Origin of the sequence: Peribacillus sp. FSL E2-0218, assembly GCF_037992945.1 — a bacterium.
Taxonomy (GTDB): domain Bacteria; phylum Bacillota; class Bacilli; order Bacillales; family DSM-1321; genus Peribacillus; species Peribacillus simplex_B.
Genome location: NZ_CP150304.1, coordinates 4,737,465 through 4,753,396, shown reverse-complemented (window position 1 = coordinate 4,753,396; position 15,932 = coordinate 4,737,465). Strand labels below are relative to the sequence as shown.

Annotated in this window: 14 protein-coding genes and 1 riboswitch; all 14 genes read left to right on the top strand. The window is 44.1% G+C overall.

Annotated features, from left to right (window positions below; translation table 11 throughout):
• The first annotated feature begins 98 nt into the window (after positions 1–98).
• The 14 genes from MHI53_RS23045 (at position 99) to MHI53_RS22980 (ending at position 15,772) form a co-directional block, all read left to right on the top strand.
• Positions 99–1,409 carry an O-acetylhomoserine aminocarboxypropyltransferase/cysteine synthase family protein gene (locus MHI53_RS23045; RefSeq protein WP_340372378.1) on the top strand — a complete coding sequence of 437 codons (1,311 nt, stop codon included), beginning with the start codon at positions 99–101 and terminating at the stop codon, positions 1,407–1,409.
• A gap of 118 nt (positions 1,410–1,527) precedes the next feature.
• A riboswitch (SAM riboswitch) is annotated at positions 1,528–1,642 on the top strand.
• Positions 1,643–1,810: 168 nt separating this feature from the next.
• Positions 1,811–2,845, top strand: coding sequence for a methionine ABC transporter ATP-binding protein (locus tag MHI53_RS23040; protein ID WP_061142406.1), 1,035 nt, complete (start codon positions 1,811–1,813; stop codon positions 2,843–2,845).
• Positions 2,838–3,506, top strand: coding sequence for a methionine ABC transporter permease (locus MHI53_RS23035; protein ID WP_061142407.1), 669 nt, complete (start codon positions 2,838–2,840; stop codon positions 3,504–3,506). The genes MHI53_RS23040 and MHI53_RS23035 overlap by 8 nt, the downstream gene beginning before the upstream one ends.
• 15 nt (positions 3,507–3,521) lie before the next feature.
• Positions 3,522–4,349, top strand: a complete 828-nt coding sequence (locus MHI53_RS23030; protein WP_061142408.1) for a MetQ/NlpA family ABC transporter substrate-binding protein — start codon at positions 3,522–3,524, stop codon at positions 4,347–4,349.
• Between the two features lie 989 nt (positions 4,350–5,338).
• Complete coding sequence (gene sufC / locus MHI53_RS23025; RefSeq protein ID WP_034310141.1) at positions 5,339–6,124, top strand: Fe-S cluster assembly ATPase SufC; 786 nt, start codon at positions 5,339–5,341, stop codon at positions 6,122–6,124.
• A 15-nt stretch (positions 6,125–6,139) separates the two neighbouring features.
• Complete coding sequence (sufD, locus tag MHI53_RS23020) at positions 6,140–7,441, top strand: Fe-S cluster assembly protein SufD (RefSeq protein WP_061142410.1); 1,302 nt, start codon at positions 6,140–6,142, stop codon at positions 7,439–7,441.
• Positions 7,441–8,670, top strand: coding sequence for a cysteine desulfurase (locus MHI53_RS23015; RefSeq protein ID WP_061142411.1), 1,230 nt, complete (start codon positions 7,441–7,443; stop codon positions 8,668–8,670). The genes sufD and MHI53_RS23015 overlap by 1 nt, the downstream gene beginning before the upstream one ends.
• Complete coding sequence (sufU, locus tag MHI53_RS23010) at positions 8,660–9,088, top strand: Fe-S cluster assembly sulfur transfer protein SufU (RefSeq protein WP_061142412.1); 429 nt, start codon at positions 8,660–8,662, stop codon at positions 9,086–9,088. The genes MHI53_RS23015 and sufU overlap by 11 nt, the downstream gene beginning before the upstream one ends.
• Positions 9,089–9,144: 56 nt before the next feature.
• The gene (gene sufB, locus MHI53_RS23005; RefSeq protein WP_061142413.1) at positions 9,145–10,542 is read left to right on the top strand and encodes a Fe-S cluster assembly protein SufB; all 1,398 of its coding nucleotides are present in this window, start codon (positions 9,145–9,147) and stop codon (positions 10,540–10,542) included.
• Between the two features lie 426 nt (positions 10,543–10,968).
• The gene (locus MHI53_RS23000; RefSeq protein ID WP_061142414.1) at positions 10,969–11,817 is read left to right on the top strand and encodes a DUF72 domain-containing protein; all 849 of its coding nucleotides are present in this window, start codon (positions 10,969–10,971) and stop codon (positions 11,815–11,817) included.
• Between the two features lie 83 nt (positions 11,818–11,900).
• Positions 11,901–12,728 (top strand): sulfite exporter TauE/SafE family protein, encoded by an 828-nt coding sequence (locus MHI53_RS22995; protein ID WP_340372377.1) that lies wholly within the window; start codon positions 11,901–11,903, stop codon positions 12,726–12,728.
• A gap of 18 nt (positions 12,729–12,746) precedes the next feature.
• Positions 12,747–14,132, top strand: coding sequence for a bifunctional UDP-sugar hydrolase/5'-nucleotidase (locus MHI53_RS22990; RefSeq protein ID WP_340372376.1), 1,386 nt, complete (start codon positions 12,747–12,749; stop codon positions 14,130–14,132).
• Between the two features lie 62 nt (positions 14,133–14,194).
• Complete coding sequence (locus tag MHI53_RS22985) at positions 14,195–14,497, top strand: DUF1805 domain-containing protein (RefSeq protein WP_061142518.1); 303 nt, start codon at positions 14,195–14,197, stop codon at positions 14,495–14,497.
• Between the two features lie 177 nt (positions 14,498–14,674).
• On the top strand, positions 14,675–15,772 hold the full coding sequence (locus MHI53_RS22980) for an HD-GYP domain-containing protein (RefSeq protein ID WP_340372375.1): 1,098 nt from the start codon (positions 14,675–14,677) through the stop codon (positions 15,770–15,772).
• The last annotated feature ends 160 nt before the right edge of the window (positions 15,773–15,932 follow it).

The following is a 15,932-nucleotide window of genomic DNA, read 5'->3' as shown; positions in this document are numbered from 1 at the left end:
CTCTTCTTGTGGAAGTGGTTTTTTTTGTTTAAGTGAAGAACCGTTCCCAAGGCCGCTTATATTTTCAATGAAATCCATATAGGAAGAGGAGAAGGCGTATGTCAGATAAAAAATTGCGTTTCGAAACATTGAGTGTTCATGGTGGCCTGCAAGCAGATGAGACTGGAGCACGTGCCGTTCCGATTTATCAAAGCAATGCATACTTGTTCAAAGATACCGATCATGCAGCCAATTTATTTGGTCTAAAGGAAACGGGATATATATATACACGTCTCCATAATCCAACTGTCAGCGTTTTTGAGGAGAGAATGGCATTATTGGAAGGCGGAATCGGCGGATTGGCCACTGCAAGCGGAATGGCTGCCATTTCACTGTCAATCCTCAATATTGCCGGTGCAGGGGATGAAATCGTTTCGGCCTCCACCTTGTATGGGGGAACATATAACCTTTTCGAAAACACCCTTCCTAAATACGGAATTAAGGTGAAATTCGTTTCTCCTGATGATCCTGAGAATTTTAAAAGGGCAATTACGCCAAGAACAAAGGCCATATTTGCAGAAACGATTGGAAATCCAAGTTTGCGGGTCCTCGATATTGAAGCGGTGGCAAAGATCGCCCACGAAGCCCACATCCCATTGATCATCGATAACACCTTCGCTACTCCGTATCTTTGCAGACCGATCGATTTTGGAGCGGATATCGTCATCCATTCCGCAACGAAGTGGCTTTTGGGTAATGGAACGACTTTAGGCGGTGTCATCGTGGATGGAGGCAATTTCAACTGGAACTCGCCGAACTTCCCCGGTTTCACGGAGCCTGACCCAAGCTACGATGGCTTGGTTTATGCCGATGCAGTGGGCCCTGCGGCCTTCATTACCAAAGCCCGGGTGCAATTGCTCCGCGATTTAGGACCTGCGTTAAGCGCCCAAAGTGCTTTCCAATTTACGCTTGGTCTTGAAACGCTTCATGTAAGGATGAAAGAGCATCTTGCTAACACCAAGACCGTCATACAATACTTGAAAAACCACCCTGCCGTGAAATGGGTATCCTATCCGGCCAATGAGGATCATCCAGATAAAGCGCTTGCGAATAAATACCTGCCTAAGGGTGCGGGAGCCGTGGTGACCTTTGGGATTCAAGGAGACCGTGAAGCAGGGGCCAGGCTCATCAATTCGGTGGAGTTATGGTCACATGTGGCGAATGTGGGAGATGCGAAGAGTTTAATCATCCACCCCGCCAGCACCACCCATCAACAGCTGAATGATGCAGGCTTGGCAAAATCCGGAGTGAGCGCCGATCAAGTCCGTCTATCCATCGGAATAGAAAATGTAGATGACTTGATAGAAGATTTGGAGCAGGCAATACAGAAAGCGACGGATATCGTTTCGGTGACATCCCAATCGATTTAAGAAAGTAGTCCTAAACTTTTTTGTGTTAGAAATAATATACATTGCACTCCTTTTTTATCTGTGATAGAATTTCTCCATACTAATGAACGTAATGATGTACAAATATTCTATATATTAGCTCTTATCAAGAGAGGTGGAGGGATGTGCCCGATGAAGCCCGGCAACCGACAAGGAGGTTTTTCCTTGGAAAGGTGCCAATTCACACAAAGTGTAAACACTTTGGAAGATGAGGGGAAGGCCAGCTTTTTTACCTGCCTTTCTGCTCATGCAGAAAGGTTTTTTTATTTTTAAAATTTAGGAAACCATAAGCATGTGCAAGCTTGGTAAAAGATTAAAAGCTGGATAATGTAGATAAATCAACTAAGTTCATAGGTTTTATTGGATAAAAGAGGTGAGCATGAATGATTACATTGACCAACGTCAGTAAGCTGTTTCGAACAGGAAAAGGAAACGGCGGGACGATCAAGGCTGTAAATAACGTGAACGTTGACATAAATAAAGGCGAGATTTTCGGCATCATTGGATACAGTGGGGCAGGGAAAAGTACGCTGATAAGAATGCTCAATGGCTTGGAGGCACCGAGCGAGGGGACGGTTGTCGTAGCGGATAAGGAAATTTCCAAAATTAAAGGGGCTAACCTTCGTAAGGCCCGCCAGGAAATCAGCATGATATTCCAGCATTTCAATTTATTATGGTCCAGAACCGTTCAGGATAATATTTCCTTCCCGTTGGAAATTGCAGGGGTTTCAAAATCGGAACGGATGAAGCGAGTCAATGAATTGATCAAACTGGTCGGACTTGAAGGCAGGGAAAAGGCGTATCCCTCGCAGCTAAGCGGCGGACAAAAGCAAAGGGTCGGAATCGCAAGGGCCCTTGCCAATGATCCGAAAGTTCTATTGTGTGATGAAGCGACTTCCGCTTTGGACCCACAGACCACTGACTCCATCCTTGAATTGCTCGTGGATATCAATCAGCGACTGGGATTAACGATCGTCTTGATCACACATGAAATGCATGTAATCCGTAAAATCTGTCATCGTGTGGCCGTGATGGAAAACGGGCAGGTCGTTGAGCAAGGTCCAGTCCTCGATGTGTTCAGGGACCCGCGGGAAGAGATGACGAAGCGTTTCGTGCAGCAGGTGACGGAACCAGAAGAAACGAAAGAAACGATGGACCATTTGTTCGAACGCTATCCTGCAGGTAAAGTGATTCAATTGACTTTCGTCGGTGACCATGCCGAAAGCCCGTTGATAACCAAGCTCGTACGCAACTTCGAGTTGGATGTCAACATCGTTCAAGGTAAAATATCCCAAACAAGAAGCGGCTCATATGGAACATTGTTCATTCACCTTGATGGCACAGAGGATGAAATGCTCCGCGCAATCGAATTCGTTAAAGCACAGCAGGTAGGCGTGGAGGTGATCACTCATGCTTGAAGAATTATTGCCGAATGTGGATTGGGAAAAAATGATTGAGGCAACAAAAGAAACACTGTATATGACAAGCATCTCTGTAGTGGCAACCTTCTTTATCGGGATACTATTGGGGTTGGTCCTGTTCCTGACAGGGAAGGGCAATATGTGGCAAAACCGGGCCGCTAACGGGATCATCAGTGCTCTCGTTAATATTTTCCGTTCGATTCCATTCATTATTTTGATCGTACTGCTCATTCCTTTCACCAAAGCGCTAGTCGGTTCCATGATTGGCGAGAATGCGGCACTGCCGGCACTCATTATCGGAGCAGCCCCGTTTTATGCACGGATGGTGGAAATCGGTCTCCGTGAAATCGATAAAGGTGTGATCGAAGCCGCTAAATCGATGGGGGCCAAAACGAGCACCATCATCTGGAAGGTCCTTCTTCCAGAGTCGATGCCCGCCCTCGTTTCAGGGATCACGGTAACATCGATTGCATTAGTCGGCTATACCGCAATGGCTGGGGTCATCGGTGCAGGCGGGCTTGGTAACCTGGCCTATTTGGAAGGCTACCAAAGAAGTCAAAATGACGTTACGCTCGTAGCGACAATCGTTATTCTAATTATCGTCTTCGTAATTCAAATTATTGGAGATGTGATTACATCCAAATTGGACAAAAGATAAAGGGAGATGAAGAGGATGAAGAAATTTTTAGGATTTGCGTTAATCTTAGTGTTATCGATTGCTTTGGCAGCTTGCGGAAGTGATAAGGATAAAAAAAGCGGCAGCGAGACCGAGAAATTGGTCGTAGGGGCATCCAATATTCCGCATGCCGAAATCCTTGAAAAAGCCAAACCGATCCTTAAAGAAAAAGGCATCGACTTGGAAATCAAAACATTCCAGGACTATGTTTTACCGAATAAGGCGCTGAACGATAAAGAATTGGATGCGAACTATTTTCAGCACTTACCTTTCTTAGAGTCGGCAATTAAAGAAAATGGCTATGATTTCGTCAATGCGGGCGGTATTCATATCGAGCCTATCGGTTTATATTCACAAAAATACAAAAGCATCGATAAACTTCCTGAAGGAGCAACGATCATTTTAAGCAGCTCCGTCGCTGACCATGGGCGTGCTTTATCCATGTTGGAAAAGAATGGCCTCATCAAGTTGAAAGAGGGCGTTGATAAAACGACAGCTACAACGAAAGATATCATCGAAAATAAGAAAAACCTTAAATTCGATGCTGAATACGAAGCGGCATTACTTCCGAAAATCTATGAAAGCGGCGAAGGCGATGCGGTTTTGATCAACTCCAACTATGCAATTGATGCAGGCTTGAATCCATTGAAGGATTCGATTGCGATTGAAGATTCCGAATCACCATATGTGAATGTCATTGCTGTAAACAAAGGCGATGAAAATAAAAAAGCGATCAAGACGTTAGTGGAAGTATTGCATTCCAAAGAAATTAAAGATTTCATCCTTAAAGAATACAAAGGTGCAGTTGTACCAGCGGATAAATAATTCAACAAAAAGGTTCCCGAATGATTTCATTCCGGAACCTTTTTTGATTAGGCGAAGTTTTACTCGCGAATTTAGACTTTGCATCGAATTTGAGGCCGTTTCTCGTCAATTTCGTGCTTTTACTCTTCAATTCTGACCGGGTTCTTCGTATAATTGTTGAATTTATTCGTGAGTTTCGGGCTTTTACTCGTGAATTTAGCCGTTTTATTCGTGAGTTTGGTTTTTGCATCGAATTTGATGTACAACTCCTCCAAAACTATTTACTTTTCATGTTTAATGATGAAAGTGAAGGGTAAAGGAATAATGAAGGCAATAAATTGATTCACAAATTTGAAAGGATGGTTCACTATCAATACTCTAGATTTGAATGTAACAAGCGAAATGGAAAAGGCGATGCAGTCTTCACATGGGATTGGCTACAGTGAGTACAGTAGAAACTTAGACCTCCGTATCGAGGTTGAGAAAGAACGAGATAGGGAACATGAAAAGTGCAACAAAATGGTCCTGGACCTACAACGCAAAATTCACGGCTAAGCATATAAAAAGAACTCTTTAAAAGATCGGTCTGTAGAGGTAAAATGGTAAGTGGTCCAGAAAATAAGGGTATTCCTTATTTGGTAACTTACATAATGCCTGACAGCCCGATTTTTTTCTTTTTCGAAGCGGAGCGATCATGCCTTACAATCGTAACCTTCCGTTCATATATTAGTAAGGACGAAGATTTCCCGAATAATAAGATAATTTTAACAAAGGATAAAATAAGTCTTATTTTGCTGGAAATGGGCTATAACTGTTAGTATCCTGTCAATAGGACAGGTTTTCACCATGCAAGAAGTGGAAACCCTCTCTATATTAGTTGATTCCAAATTGGATTTGTTATAAAATTGGAATGAGAATAAAGTGAGAATGTTTTTTACGATAATTATAGTTGAGAAAGTAAATTTTACTTTCTGGTAATAAAATAGGAATTAGTTCACGGAGGTATTATTATGTCAGCTTCTACATTAACGGTTAAAGATCTTCACGTATCAATTGAGGGCAAAGAGATTTTAAAAGGGGTAAACCTTGAAGTTAAGGGTGGGGAAATCCATGCAATCATGGGACCTAACGGAACTGGTAAATCCACTTTATCATCAGCAATCATGGGTCACCCAAAATATGAAGTAACAAGCGGAAGCATCACATTTGATGGTGAAGATGTTTTGGAAATGGAAGTCGACGAGCGTGCTCGTGTCGGGCTATTCCTTGCCATGCAATATCCAAGTGAAATCAGCGGGGTTACCAATGCTGACTTCTTACGTTCTTCCATCAACGCTCGCCGTGAAGAAGGCGACGAAATTTCATTGATGAAATTCATCCGTCAAATGGATCAAAAAATGGAATTCCTTGAAATGGATGAAGATATGGCTCAACGTTATTTAAACGAAGGATTCTCCGGCGGAGAGAAAAAACGCAATGAAATTCTTCAATTAATGATGATTCAGCCTAAAATCGCCATTTTGGATGAGATTGACTCAGGGCTTGATATCGATGCACTTAAAGTCGTTTCAAAAGGGATCAACGAAATGCGTGGGGAAGACTTTGGCTGCTTGATCATCACTCATTACCAACGTCTATTAAATTACATCACTCCTGATTTTGTCCATGTCATGATGCAAGGACGCGTCGTGAAATCAGGTGGTCCAGAGCTAGCTGCCCGCTTGGAAGCGGAAGGTTATGATTGGATTAAACAAGAATTGGGCATCGAAGACGAAACTGTTGGCGAAGAAGCGTAAGTAGGAGGATTTGCAATGACTACAGAAACGAAATTACCGTTTGAACAAGAGGATATCAGCTCTTATTCAGCTAAAAATAATGAGCCAGCCTGGCTTTCGGAGCTTCGGATTCAAGCTTTTTCGGAATTGGAAAAGCTGCCGATGCCAAAGCCGGATAAAACGAAAATCGACAAATGGAACTTTACTTCCTTCAAGACTCATGCGGTTCAAAGTGAAGCTTTTGCTTCTTTGGAAGAGCTTCCGGAAGAAATCAAGTCCATCATTGAAGAAAATGGAAACTTATACATTCAACGCAACAACACGCCGGCACATATCAACCTATCTGCCAGCGTGAAGGAACAAGGCGTCATTTTCACGGATATTTTCACGGCGGCTCGTGATCATTCTGACCTCGTGCAAAAATATTTCATGAAGGACGGCGTCAAAGTAGATGAGCATCGTCTAACGGCGCTGCATGCTGCATTAGTCAATGGGGGAGCATTCCTTTATGTCCCGAAAAATGTGGAAATCAAGGAACCGATCCAATCGGTATTCCTGCTGGATGATCCGGATGCTACACTTTTCAACCATGTATTGATCGTAGCGGAAGATAATAGCTCGGTGACATATGTAGAGAACTATTTCTCGACTGTTGAATCTAATGAAGGAATCGCCAATATCGTAACCGAAGTATTTGCCAATGCAAATGCGAAGGTGGAATACGGAGCGGTCGATACGTTATCAAAAGGCTTTACGACCTATGTTAACCGCCGTGGTGTGGCAGCACGTGATGCTCATATCGAATTTGCCCTTGGTCTCATGAATGACGGTAATACGATATCGGATAATATAACGTACCTGATGGGCGATGGCTCACATGGGGATACTAAATCCGTTGTAGTCGGCCGCGGGGAGCAAAAGCAAAACTTCACGACTGCCATCATCCATTATGGCAAGCGTTCCGAGGGACATATCCTTAAGCATGGTGTTGTGAAGGACAGTGCCTCCACGATCTTCAATGGAATCGGGAAAATAGAGTATGGTGCTACTAAAGCCAATGCCGAACAAGAATCACGCGTGCTTATGCTGAGTGATAAAGCACGTGGCGATGCCAATCCGATCCTATTGATTGATGAGGATGACGTAACGGCTGGTCACGCCGCTTCTGTCGGCCGTGTTGATCCGCTTCAACTGTATTATCTAATGAGCCGTGGGATTACGAAGAAAGAAGCCGAACGGCTTGTCATTCACGGATTCTTGGCCCCTGTTGTCAACCAGCTTCCAATTGAGGGAGTTAAAAAGCAATTAGTCGCGGTCATTGAAAGGAAAGTACAGTAATGAACCCATACGAAATTCGTAAGCTTTTTCCAATATTAGATCAAGAAGTCAACGGTCAGCCATTAGTTTATTTGGATAGTGCTGCAACCTCTCAAAAACCGGCTGCAGTGATTGAAGCGATTGAGCAATATTACCGCGGCTACAACTCGAATGTTCACCGCGGAGTGCATACACTAGGAACAAAAGCTACGGATGCGTATGAAGGTGCACGTGAAAAGGTGCGTAAATTCATTAACGCTTCTTCTACTGAAGAAATCATCTTCACGAGAGGTACGACGACTTCTTTAAATACGGTAGCAAGAAGTTACGGTGGAGCCAATGTAAGGGAGGGTGACGAAATCGTCATCTCTTACATGGAGCATCATAGTAATATCATCCCGTGGCAGCAGCTTGCAAAAGAAAAAGGTGCCGTACTGAAGTACCTTCCGCTTCAAGAGGATGGTACGATTTCCATTGATGATGCAAGGGCCACCATTACCGATGCAACGAAAATCGTTTCCATCATGCAGGTTTCGAATGTACTTGGCGTGATCAACCCTGTGAAGGAAATCGCGAAAATTGCCCATGAACACGGTGCAATCATGGTCGTCGACGGGGCACAAAGCACACCTCACTTAAAAGTGGATGTCCGCGATTTGGATTGTGATTTCTTCGCCTTCTCAGGCCATAAAATGGTCGGACCGACGGGCATCGGCGTATTATATGGTAAAAAAGATCTTCTTGAAAAAATGGAGCCGGTCGAATTCGGCGGAGAGATGATCGATTTTGTAGGGCTTCATGAGTCTACATGGAAAGAACTCCCGTGGAAATTCGAAGGCGGTACTCCTATCATTGCCGGTGCCATCGGTCTCGGGGCTGCCATCGATTTCTTGGAAGAAATCGGCTTGGATCATATAGAACGTCATGAACACAAACTGGCGGCATATGCGATCGAGAAAATGTCTGCAGTTGAAGGCTTGACCATTTACGGTCCAAAGGATGCAGAAAAGCGTGCGGGGGTAGTGACCTTCAATATTGCTGACGTACATCCACATGACGTCGCCACCGTTCTTGATGCAGATGGAATAGCTGTCCGGGCCGGTCATCATTGTGCACAGCCATTAATGAAATGGCTCGACGTGTCATCGACAGCAAGGGCTAGCTTCTATCTCTATAACACGGAAGAAGATATTGATAAGCTTGTATCCGGGCTTGTTAAAACGAAGGAGTATTTCAGCAATGTCTTTTGAAAACTTAGATACACTTTACCGTCAGGTCATCATGGATCACTATAAGAAACCACGTAATAAGGGTATGCTTGAAGATGGAAGCATGACAATCGATATGAACAATCCAACTTGCGGCGATCGGATCCGTTTAACGATGAAGATCGAAGATGGAAAAGTCAGCGATGTTAAATTCGACGGTGACGGCTGTTCCATATCCATGAGTTCAGCTTCCATGATGACACAAGCCATTAAGGGCAAAGATATAGATACGGCTTTGGCCATGTCCGACACTTTTTCTTTAATGATACAAGGAAAAGAATACGATGATGAGATAGACCTTGGGGACATTGAAGCCCTTCAGGGTGTTTCTAAATTCCCTGCCAGAATCAAGTGTGCCACTTTAGCTTGGAAGGCCATGGAAAAGGGATTGAAGGAATAATTAATTGGAAAATGAGCTGTTGTAATTCAGCCATTTGAAATGGAGGAATACGAGCTATGGCAAAGAAAATGCCTGATATTGGCGATTATAAATATGGCTTTGCGGATAAAGATATTTCCATCTTCCGTTCAAAGCGTGGTCTTACAGAAGATATCGTGAAAGAAATCTCGCGAATGAAGGATGAACCGCAATGGATGCTTGATTTCCGCTTGAAATCATTGAAGCACTTCTATAACATGCCTATGCCTCAGTGGGGCGGAGATTTGAATAGCCTGAACTTTGATGAGATCACATACTATGTGAAGCCATCAGAGAAATCAGAAAAATCATGGGATGAAGTTCCTGATGAAATCAAGCAGACTTTTGATAAATTGGGAATCCCTGAAGCGGAACAGAAATATCTTGCAGGGGTATCCGCCCAATATGAATCCGAAGTGGTTTACCACAGCATGAAAGTGGAATTGGAGGATATGGGTATCGTATTTAAAGATACCGATTCAGCACTTCGTGAAAACGAAGATATCTTCCGTGAACATTTCGGCAAAACGATTCCTCCGACTGACAATAAGTTCGCGGCATTGAACTCGGCTGTTTGGTCTGGCGGATCTTTCATCTATGTACCAAAAGGCGTTAAAGTGGATACTCCGCTTCAAGCGTACTTCCGGATTAACTCTGAAAACATGGGTCAATTCGAACGTACACTGATCATCGTGGATGAAGGCGCATCCGTTCACTATGTGGAAGGTTGTACAGCACCTGTCTATACGACGAACTCCCTTCACAGTGCGGTCGTTGAAATCGTCATTAAAAAAGATGCTTACTGCCGTTACACAACGATTCAAAACTGGGCAAACAATGTGTTCAACCTGGTTACGAAACGTGCGGTATGTGATGCCAATGCTACAATGGAATGGATCGATGGCAACATTGGCTCCAAATTGACAATGAAATACCCTGCTGTCATCCTAAAAGGTGAAGGCGCTCGCGGAATGACATTATCGATTGCCATCGCTGGTAAAGGGCAGCACCAAGATGCAGGAGCAAAAATGACGCATCTTGCGCCTAATACATCATCAACGATCGTTTCCAAATCAATATCCAAACAAGGCGGAAAAGTAACCTACCGTGGTATTGTCCACTTCGGACGTAAAGCGGACGGAGCTCGTTCGAATATTGAATGTGATACGCTCATCATGGATAATCAGTCTACATCTGATACAATCCCTTACAATGAAATCCTGAACGATAACATCTCCCTTGAGCATGAAGCGAAGGTATCCAAAGTATCGGAAGAGCAATTGTTCTACCTGATGAGCCGCGGAATCTCTGAGCAAGAAGCAACGGAAATGATCGTAATGGGCTTCATCGAGCCATTTACAAAAGAACTTCCAATGGAATATGCGGTTGAAATGAACCGTCTGATCAAGTTCGAAATGGAAGGCTCCATCGGGTAAATTAAATACAACGATCTTGAAACGTGCTATTTTGTGGCGGTTCAGATTACCTTTAGTGAGGAGACGGACTTTATAGTTCGTCTCCTTTTTATTTGTTATGATTTTTGATGGAATGGTGCAATCCGGACCTTGATTCATAAAACTTGATGCGATTTGAAAAGAGTATTATCATTAGACTAAAAAATAAGGACTTAAAAGGTTGTCAGCTTCAATCGATCAAGTTCGAAATGGAAGGCTCCAACGGAGAATGATCGGATGCCTGTAAGGCGATAGAGCATATCCATTCATACGAAAGCCTGCCGGGGAGACTGGCAGGTTCTTTCTTTTTTAAGTGGGATGAGGTTGGCGTTACACCAAGATTAAATGCGCCTTCTCAGGGTAAAAATATAGTAAGCGAAGCCTGTGTAAAGGGGAGGGATGGTACAGATGATTTATGTGGGTGTGACTGGCTGGGGCGATCATGATCGTTTGTATGAGGGCGGTGTGTCCCAGCGTGATAAACTGAAGGAGTACGGGGCCCATTTTCCTGTTGTGGAGGTGGATGCTTCGTTTTATGCGGTTCAGCCAAAGCGGAACAGTGAAAAGTGGGTAGCCGAGACGCCTGCCTCCTTTCAATTTGTCGTTAAAGCTTATCAGGGGATGACAGGACATCAGCGCGGGGAAATTCCATTTGAAAGTAAAAAGGATATGTTCAAAGCCTTTCGTGATTCCCTTGAGGCTTATGATACGGCAGGTAAGCTCGCGATGGTCCTGTTTCAATTTCCACCATGGTTTGACTGTAAGCGGGAGAATGTCGATTATTTACGGTGGTGCAAGCTTGAGATGGGCGACACGCCAGTTGCTATAGAGTTCCGGAATCAAAGCTGGTACAGACCGGGCATGATCCAGCAAACCTTGGAATTCCTCGAAAAGGAAGGCTGGATTCATACGATATGTGATGAACCGCAGGCTGGGGAGGGCTCGGTTCCTATCGTCCTCCAGGCCACGGATCGCGATAAAACCTTGATACGCTTCCATGGCCGAAACCTGCATGGTTGGCAGAAGAAGCATGCGGGGGACAATTGGCGGGAGGTCAGGTATTTATACCGTTATAATCATCGTGAATTGACTGAATGGGTGGCGAATATAAGGAAGTTGGAAGATCAGTGCAAGGATTTATATGTCCTTTTCAATAATAACTCAGGCGGAGACGCCTCCGATAATGCCAAGCAATTGATCGAGCTGCTTGACATCGAATATGAGGGGCTTGCTCCTAAGCAGCTTGGTTTGTTTTAAGCGGCGATATATAATTAATGAAGATGATAGACAAGCTAGCTAAGGAGCGCTTGACTGACAACAAGGTAAAGGCGGATTTGTACATGGTTTGGTTGATATTGATAAGTATTGGTTTGATAGCGGGAACAATCGGCTCTCTTGTCGGTCTGGGAGGCGGCATCATCATTGTGCCTTCCCTTTTGTATTTTGGTACATCGACGCATATGATCGATGAATTGACACCACAAGTGGCGGTAGGCGTTTCTACCGTGATCATGATTTTCACCGGTTTATCCTCCACTTTAGCCTATGTAAAGCATAAGGTGGTCGATTATAAGGCAGGCTTGATTTTCTTCATTGGCAGCGCCCCTGGCGGCATAATTGGGGCCTATGTAAATAAAAGCCTGAATATCGAAGCCTTCTCCTTATATTTTGGAATGTTCATGGTATTCATGGCCATTGTTTTATTGGTGAAGGACCGCTTGAAGCCGATGGTTTTCAAGCCCGGAAAAGGGAAAATCGTTAAAACGCATAAAACGGAAAGTGGACAGGCGTTTACATATGGATACCATCCGTTGGCAGCGGTATTGATTTCATTTGTCGTTGGATTTTGCTCAGGATTATTTGGAATAGGCGGTGGTGCATTGATGGTTCCCGTGATGATGCTGCTTTTCTTCTTCCCGCCGCATATGGCGGTGGCAACTTCCATGTTCATGGTATTTCTATCGTCCATCACGAATTCGATCACCCATATTTCACTTGGGAATATCAATTGGCCCTATGCTTTAGCCCTGATACCGGGAGCGTGGTTCGGAGCGAAATGGGGGGCATGGATCAATACGCGGCTAAAGAGCGCGTCATTGGAAAATATGTTGAAAATAGTTCTGATAATCATTGGTTTACGTCTTATTTACCAAGGGATTACCGGATAAGCGAGGAGGAAGGAAATGATGTCGGAAATCATTCATTTATATCACACCAATGATCTTCATAGTCATTTTGAGAATTGGCCTCGTATCGAGAAGTTTCTTAAGGAAAGAAGGGAACTTCATCAAGAAACGGGTGAAGAAGCGATCATATTCGATATAGGTGATCATGTGGACCGCTGGCATCCTTATACTGAAGGCACCTTAGGTAAGGGGAATATTGAATTGCTCAATGAAGCGGGCTACCAATATGTGACCATCGGCAATAATGAAGGAATCACTTTGCCTCATGAAGGGTTGGATTCCTTATACGATCATGCAAGGTTCAAGGTCTTGGCAGCGAACATCTATTACCGGAATCATCAGAGGCCGGAATGGGCGCTGCCCTATTGGATACATACAACGGCGAAAGGCACGAGGATTGCACTGATTGGTTTGACTGCCTTTTTTCAAAAGTTCTACTCCGCGATGGACTGGGAACTGACTGAACCATTCGAGGAATTAAAAGAACAGCTTGAAGAGATTAAGGCCAAGGCGGATGTCATCATCATCCTTTCACACTTGGGCATCCATGACGATGAAAGGATGGCAGCGGACTTTCCGCAGATTGATGTCATCCTTGGCGCGCATACCCATCATATCCTTCATCAAGGGAAACTGGTCAATGATGTGCTCCTATGCGGTGCAGGAAAATATGGGTTTTACGTAGGGCAGGTCGAAATGACCATTGATCAGGATAAACGAATTTCCAAGAAGAAAGCGATTCTTTATGACACCAATGATTTCTTGGAATTGGAGGATGAACGTTCTTGGGTTGAAGCCATGTACTTGGCAGGCGGGGAAACGCTGGACGAGGTCGTGGTAGACCTGCCGGAAGCGCTGGAAAATGATTGGTTCAGAGTGAGCCCCCTCACGAAAATCCTCGGTGAGGCGCTTAGGGAATGGAGTAAGGCTGATTGTACCTTTTTGAATGCCGGTCTGCTGCTTGATGGATTGCTAAAGGGTCCAGTAACCAAAGGGGATATTCACCGGATCTGTCCGCATCCCATCAATCCTTGTATCGTTGAAGTCAATGGGAATGAATTAAAAGAAATACTCATGCAATCCAGGGATGAGGAATGGCCTGATCTTCAGGTGAAAGGCTTTGGTTTTCGGGGGAAAATCATGGGAGTCATGCATTATGAGCGAATTGAATTCGATGAAATCGAGAACGGGATCGTCAAGACGATCCTGATAGATGGAGAGAAGCTGCGGCCAGATGCATCCTATAAATTGGCCATACCGGATATGTTCACATTCGGGCATTTCTTTCCGAGTATCCAGCGCTCCAATCGCAAGGAGTATCTGTTGCCTGAATTCCTAAGGGATATCCTCGCGTGGAAGCTGAAAAAAATATATACAGAAGCCTAATGCCAAATCACGGTTTCGCCCTTTTTTTCATATTGTATGAGGAAGAAAGGGGCGAAACCATTTTGATTAACATGATACCAATAATACTTGATAGTCATACCTTCTTAGCCATTTCTGTCCGGCTTCCCAAAACGAACTTGCTTGCTGTGGCTTCCGAAAAAGGGTATATAATGTGCGGTGCGTTGGATGTGGGGCTGTTAAATGAAAAATTAAGTGATCGTAAAATCCTAGCAGGCAGGGCCACCGGTGTAAAGTCGATTGAAGAGCTTTTGGATGCACCGCTTGAATCGGTAACGTGGGAAGCGGAGGCTATGGGCATCTATCCCGGAATGATCGGTAAAGAAGCATTAATCAAAATGATCTAAAAAGGCGGGCTTTCTTTTATCCAGAAGGGGGCCTTTATTTTATTTCACCAAGTTTTTCGGATATTTATCAATAAATATTTTTAAACGGATTCATTTATGAAAATATTTTCCGATAATCCTTATAAAGGAAAGAAACGGTTCGATACCAAATCTTGAATGGGGAAATGGAGTACAAGTATGAGGCTAGCTATTACAAAGTCTTTAAGCCCTGGAGCCAGGCTCGGAAAAAACATCCATAATGAGCGGGGCCATATCCTATTGTGCGAGGGTTTGACATTAACACAGAAAATGATCGATCGACTGGTTTCCTTGAATATTCCCTTTGTCTACATTCAAGATCCAAGGACGGATGACATTATTCCAATGCCACCAGTTTCCGGGAAGCTTAGGAGAGAAGCCATTAATACGATTGAAACCACGTTCCAGGATATGAAGGATAAAATCAACCTCGATGCATCTTTCACGATTGAGCAGGCTAGCGTCAAGTTCACCCAAATAGTCCGCAGCATCATGAAAGAGCTGAAAAGCAATAAAGAATTAATGACGTTACTGGCGGATGTTTATACATACGATGATTATATCTTTACTCATTCCTTTAATGTGACCTTATATACGCTGGCGATTGGGATGGAATTGAATATAAATGAAAAGAACTTGGAGATACTCGGTTTGGGAGCGATCTTGCATGATGTCGGTAAAATGCTTGTCCCCTTGGATATCCTTCGTAAGCCCGGTAAGCTGACGGAACAGGAATTTGAACAAATCCAGAAGCATGCCGATTACGGATTCCATCTAATTAAGAATATTCATACGGTTTCGCTTATCGTTGCCAATTGTGCCTACCAGCACCATGAAAGGTTGGATGGCTCTGGATATCCACGCGGGATAAAAGGGGACGAAATCCACTATTTCTGTAAGATCATTGCCGTTGCGGACGTGTTTGATGCCGTAACTTCCAATCGGGTTTACCGTAAAGCGATGCTGCCTCATGAGGGGTTGGAGGTCCTTTATGCCGGAGTCGGCAAAAAGTTCGATAATACGATCATTGAAGCTTTCCGCAGAGCTGTCGCCATCTACCCGAACGGCCTAACGGTAGAATTGAATGATGGGAGAAAAGGGGTCGTTTCCGCTCAAAATGAAGGAATAGGGGACCGGCCCCTGATAAGGATCCTTGAGGAAAATGGGGAACAGATCAAAGAACCCTATGAGGTGGACATGAATAAGAACCTGCATTTGCTGATCATGAAATGCTTGAATATACAAGAACCAGCCTAACCCTATAAAATATACCCTTTGGTAAGTAAGACATGCTGCCTGCATTTTGCAGACGGCATTTTTTTAGGTGCAGTGAAATGGAAGGTCCGAGACTACTCCTGCGGGACATGCGCGTCTACGTGAGACCTCGCAGGCTGAAAGCAGAGGGCGGACCGCGATT

Bases quoted from the DNA above. Each gene is read 5' to 3' on its own strand.
- MHI53_RS23045 (WP_340372378.1), top strand. From the start codon at position 99: ATGTCAGATAAAAAATTGCGTTTCGAAACATTGAGTGTTCATGGTGGC.
- MHI53_RS23040 (WP_061142406.1), top strand. From the start codon at position 1,811: ATGATTACATTGACCAACGTCAGTAAGCTGTTTCGAACAGGAAAAGGA.
- MHI53_RS23035 (WP_061142407.1), top strand. From the start codon at position 2,838: ATGCTTGAAGAATTATTGCCGAATGTGGATTGGGAAAAAATGATTGAG.
- MHI53_RS23030 (WP_061142408.1), top strand. From the start codon at position 3,522: ATGAAGAAATTTTTAGGATTTGCGTTAATCTTAGTGTTATCGATTGCT.
- sufC (WP_034310141.1), top strand. From the start codon at position 5,339: ATGTCAGCTTCTACATTAACGGTTAAAGATCTTCACGTATCAATTGAG.
- sufD (WP_061142410.1), top strand. From the start codon at position 6,140: ATGACTACAGAAACGAAATTACCGTTTGAACAAGAGGATATCAGCTCT.
- MHI53_RS23015 (WP_061142411.1), top strand. From the start codon at position 7,441: ATGAACCCATACGAAATTCGTAAGCTTTTTCCAATATTAGATCAAGAA.
- sufU (WP_061142412.1), top strand. From the start codon at position 8,660: ATGTCTTTTGAAAACTTAGATACACTTTACCGTCAGGTCATCATGGAT.
- sufB (WP_061142413.1), top strand. From the start codon at position 9,145: ATGGCAAAGAAAATGCCTGATATTGGCGATTATAAATATGGCTTTGCG.
- MHI53_RS23000 (WP_061142414.1), top strand. From the start codon at position 10,969: ATGATTTATGTGGGTGTGACTGGCTGGGGCGATCATGATCGTTTGTAT.
- MHI53_RS22995 (WP_340372377.1), top strand. From the start codon at position 11,901: ATGGTTTGGTTGATATTGATAAGTATTGGTTTGATAGCGGGAACAATC.
- MHI53_RS22990 (WP_340372376.1), top strand. From the start codon at position 12,747: ATGTCGGAAATCATTCATTTATATCACACCAATGATCTTCATAGTCAT.
- MHI53_RS22980 (WP_340372375.1), top strand. From the start codon at position 14,675: ATGAGGCTAGCTATTACAAAGTCTTTAAGCCCTGGAGCCAGGCTCGGA.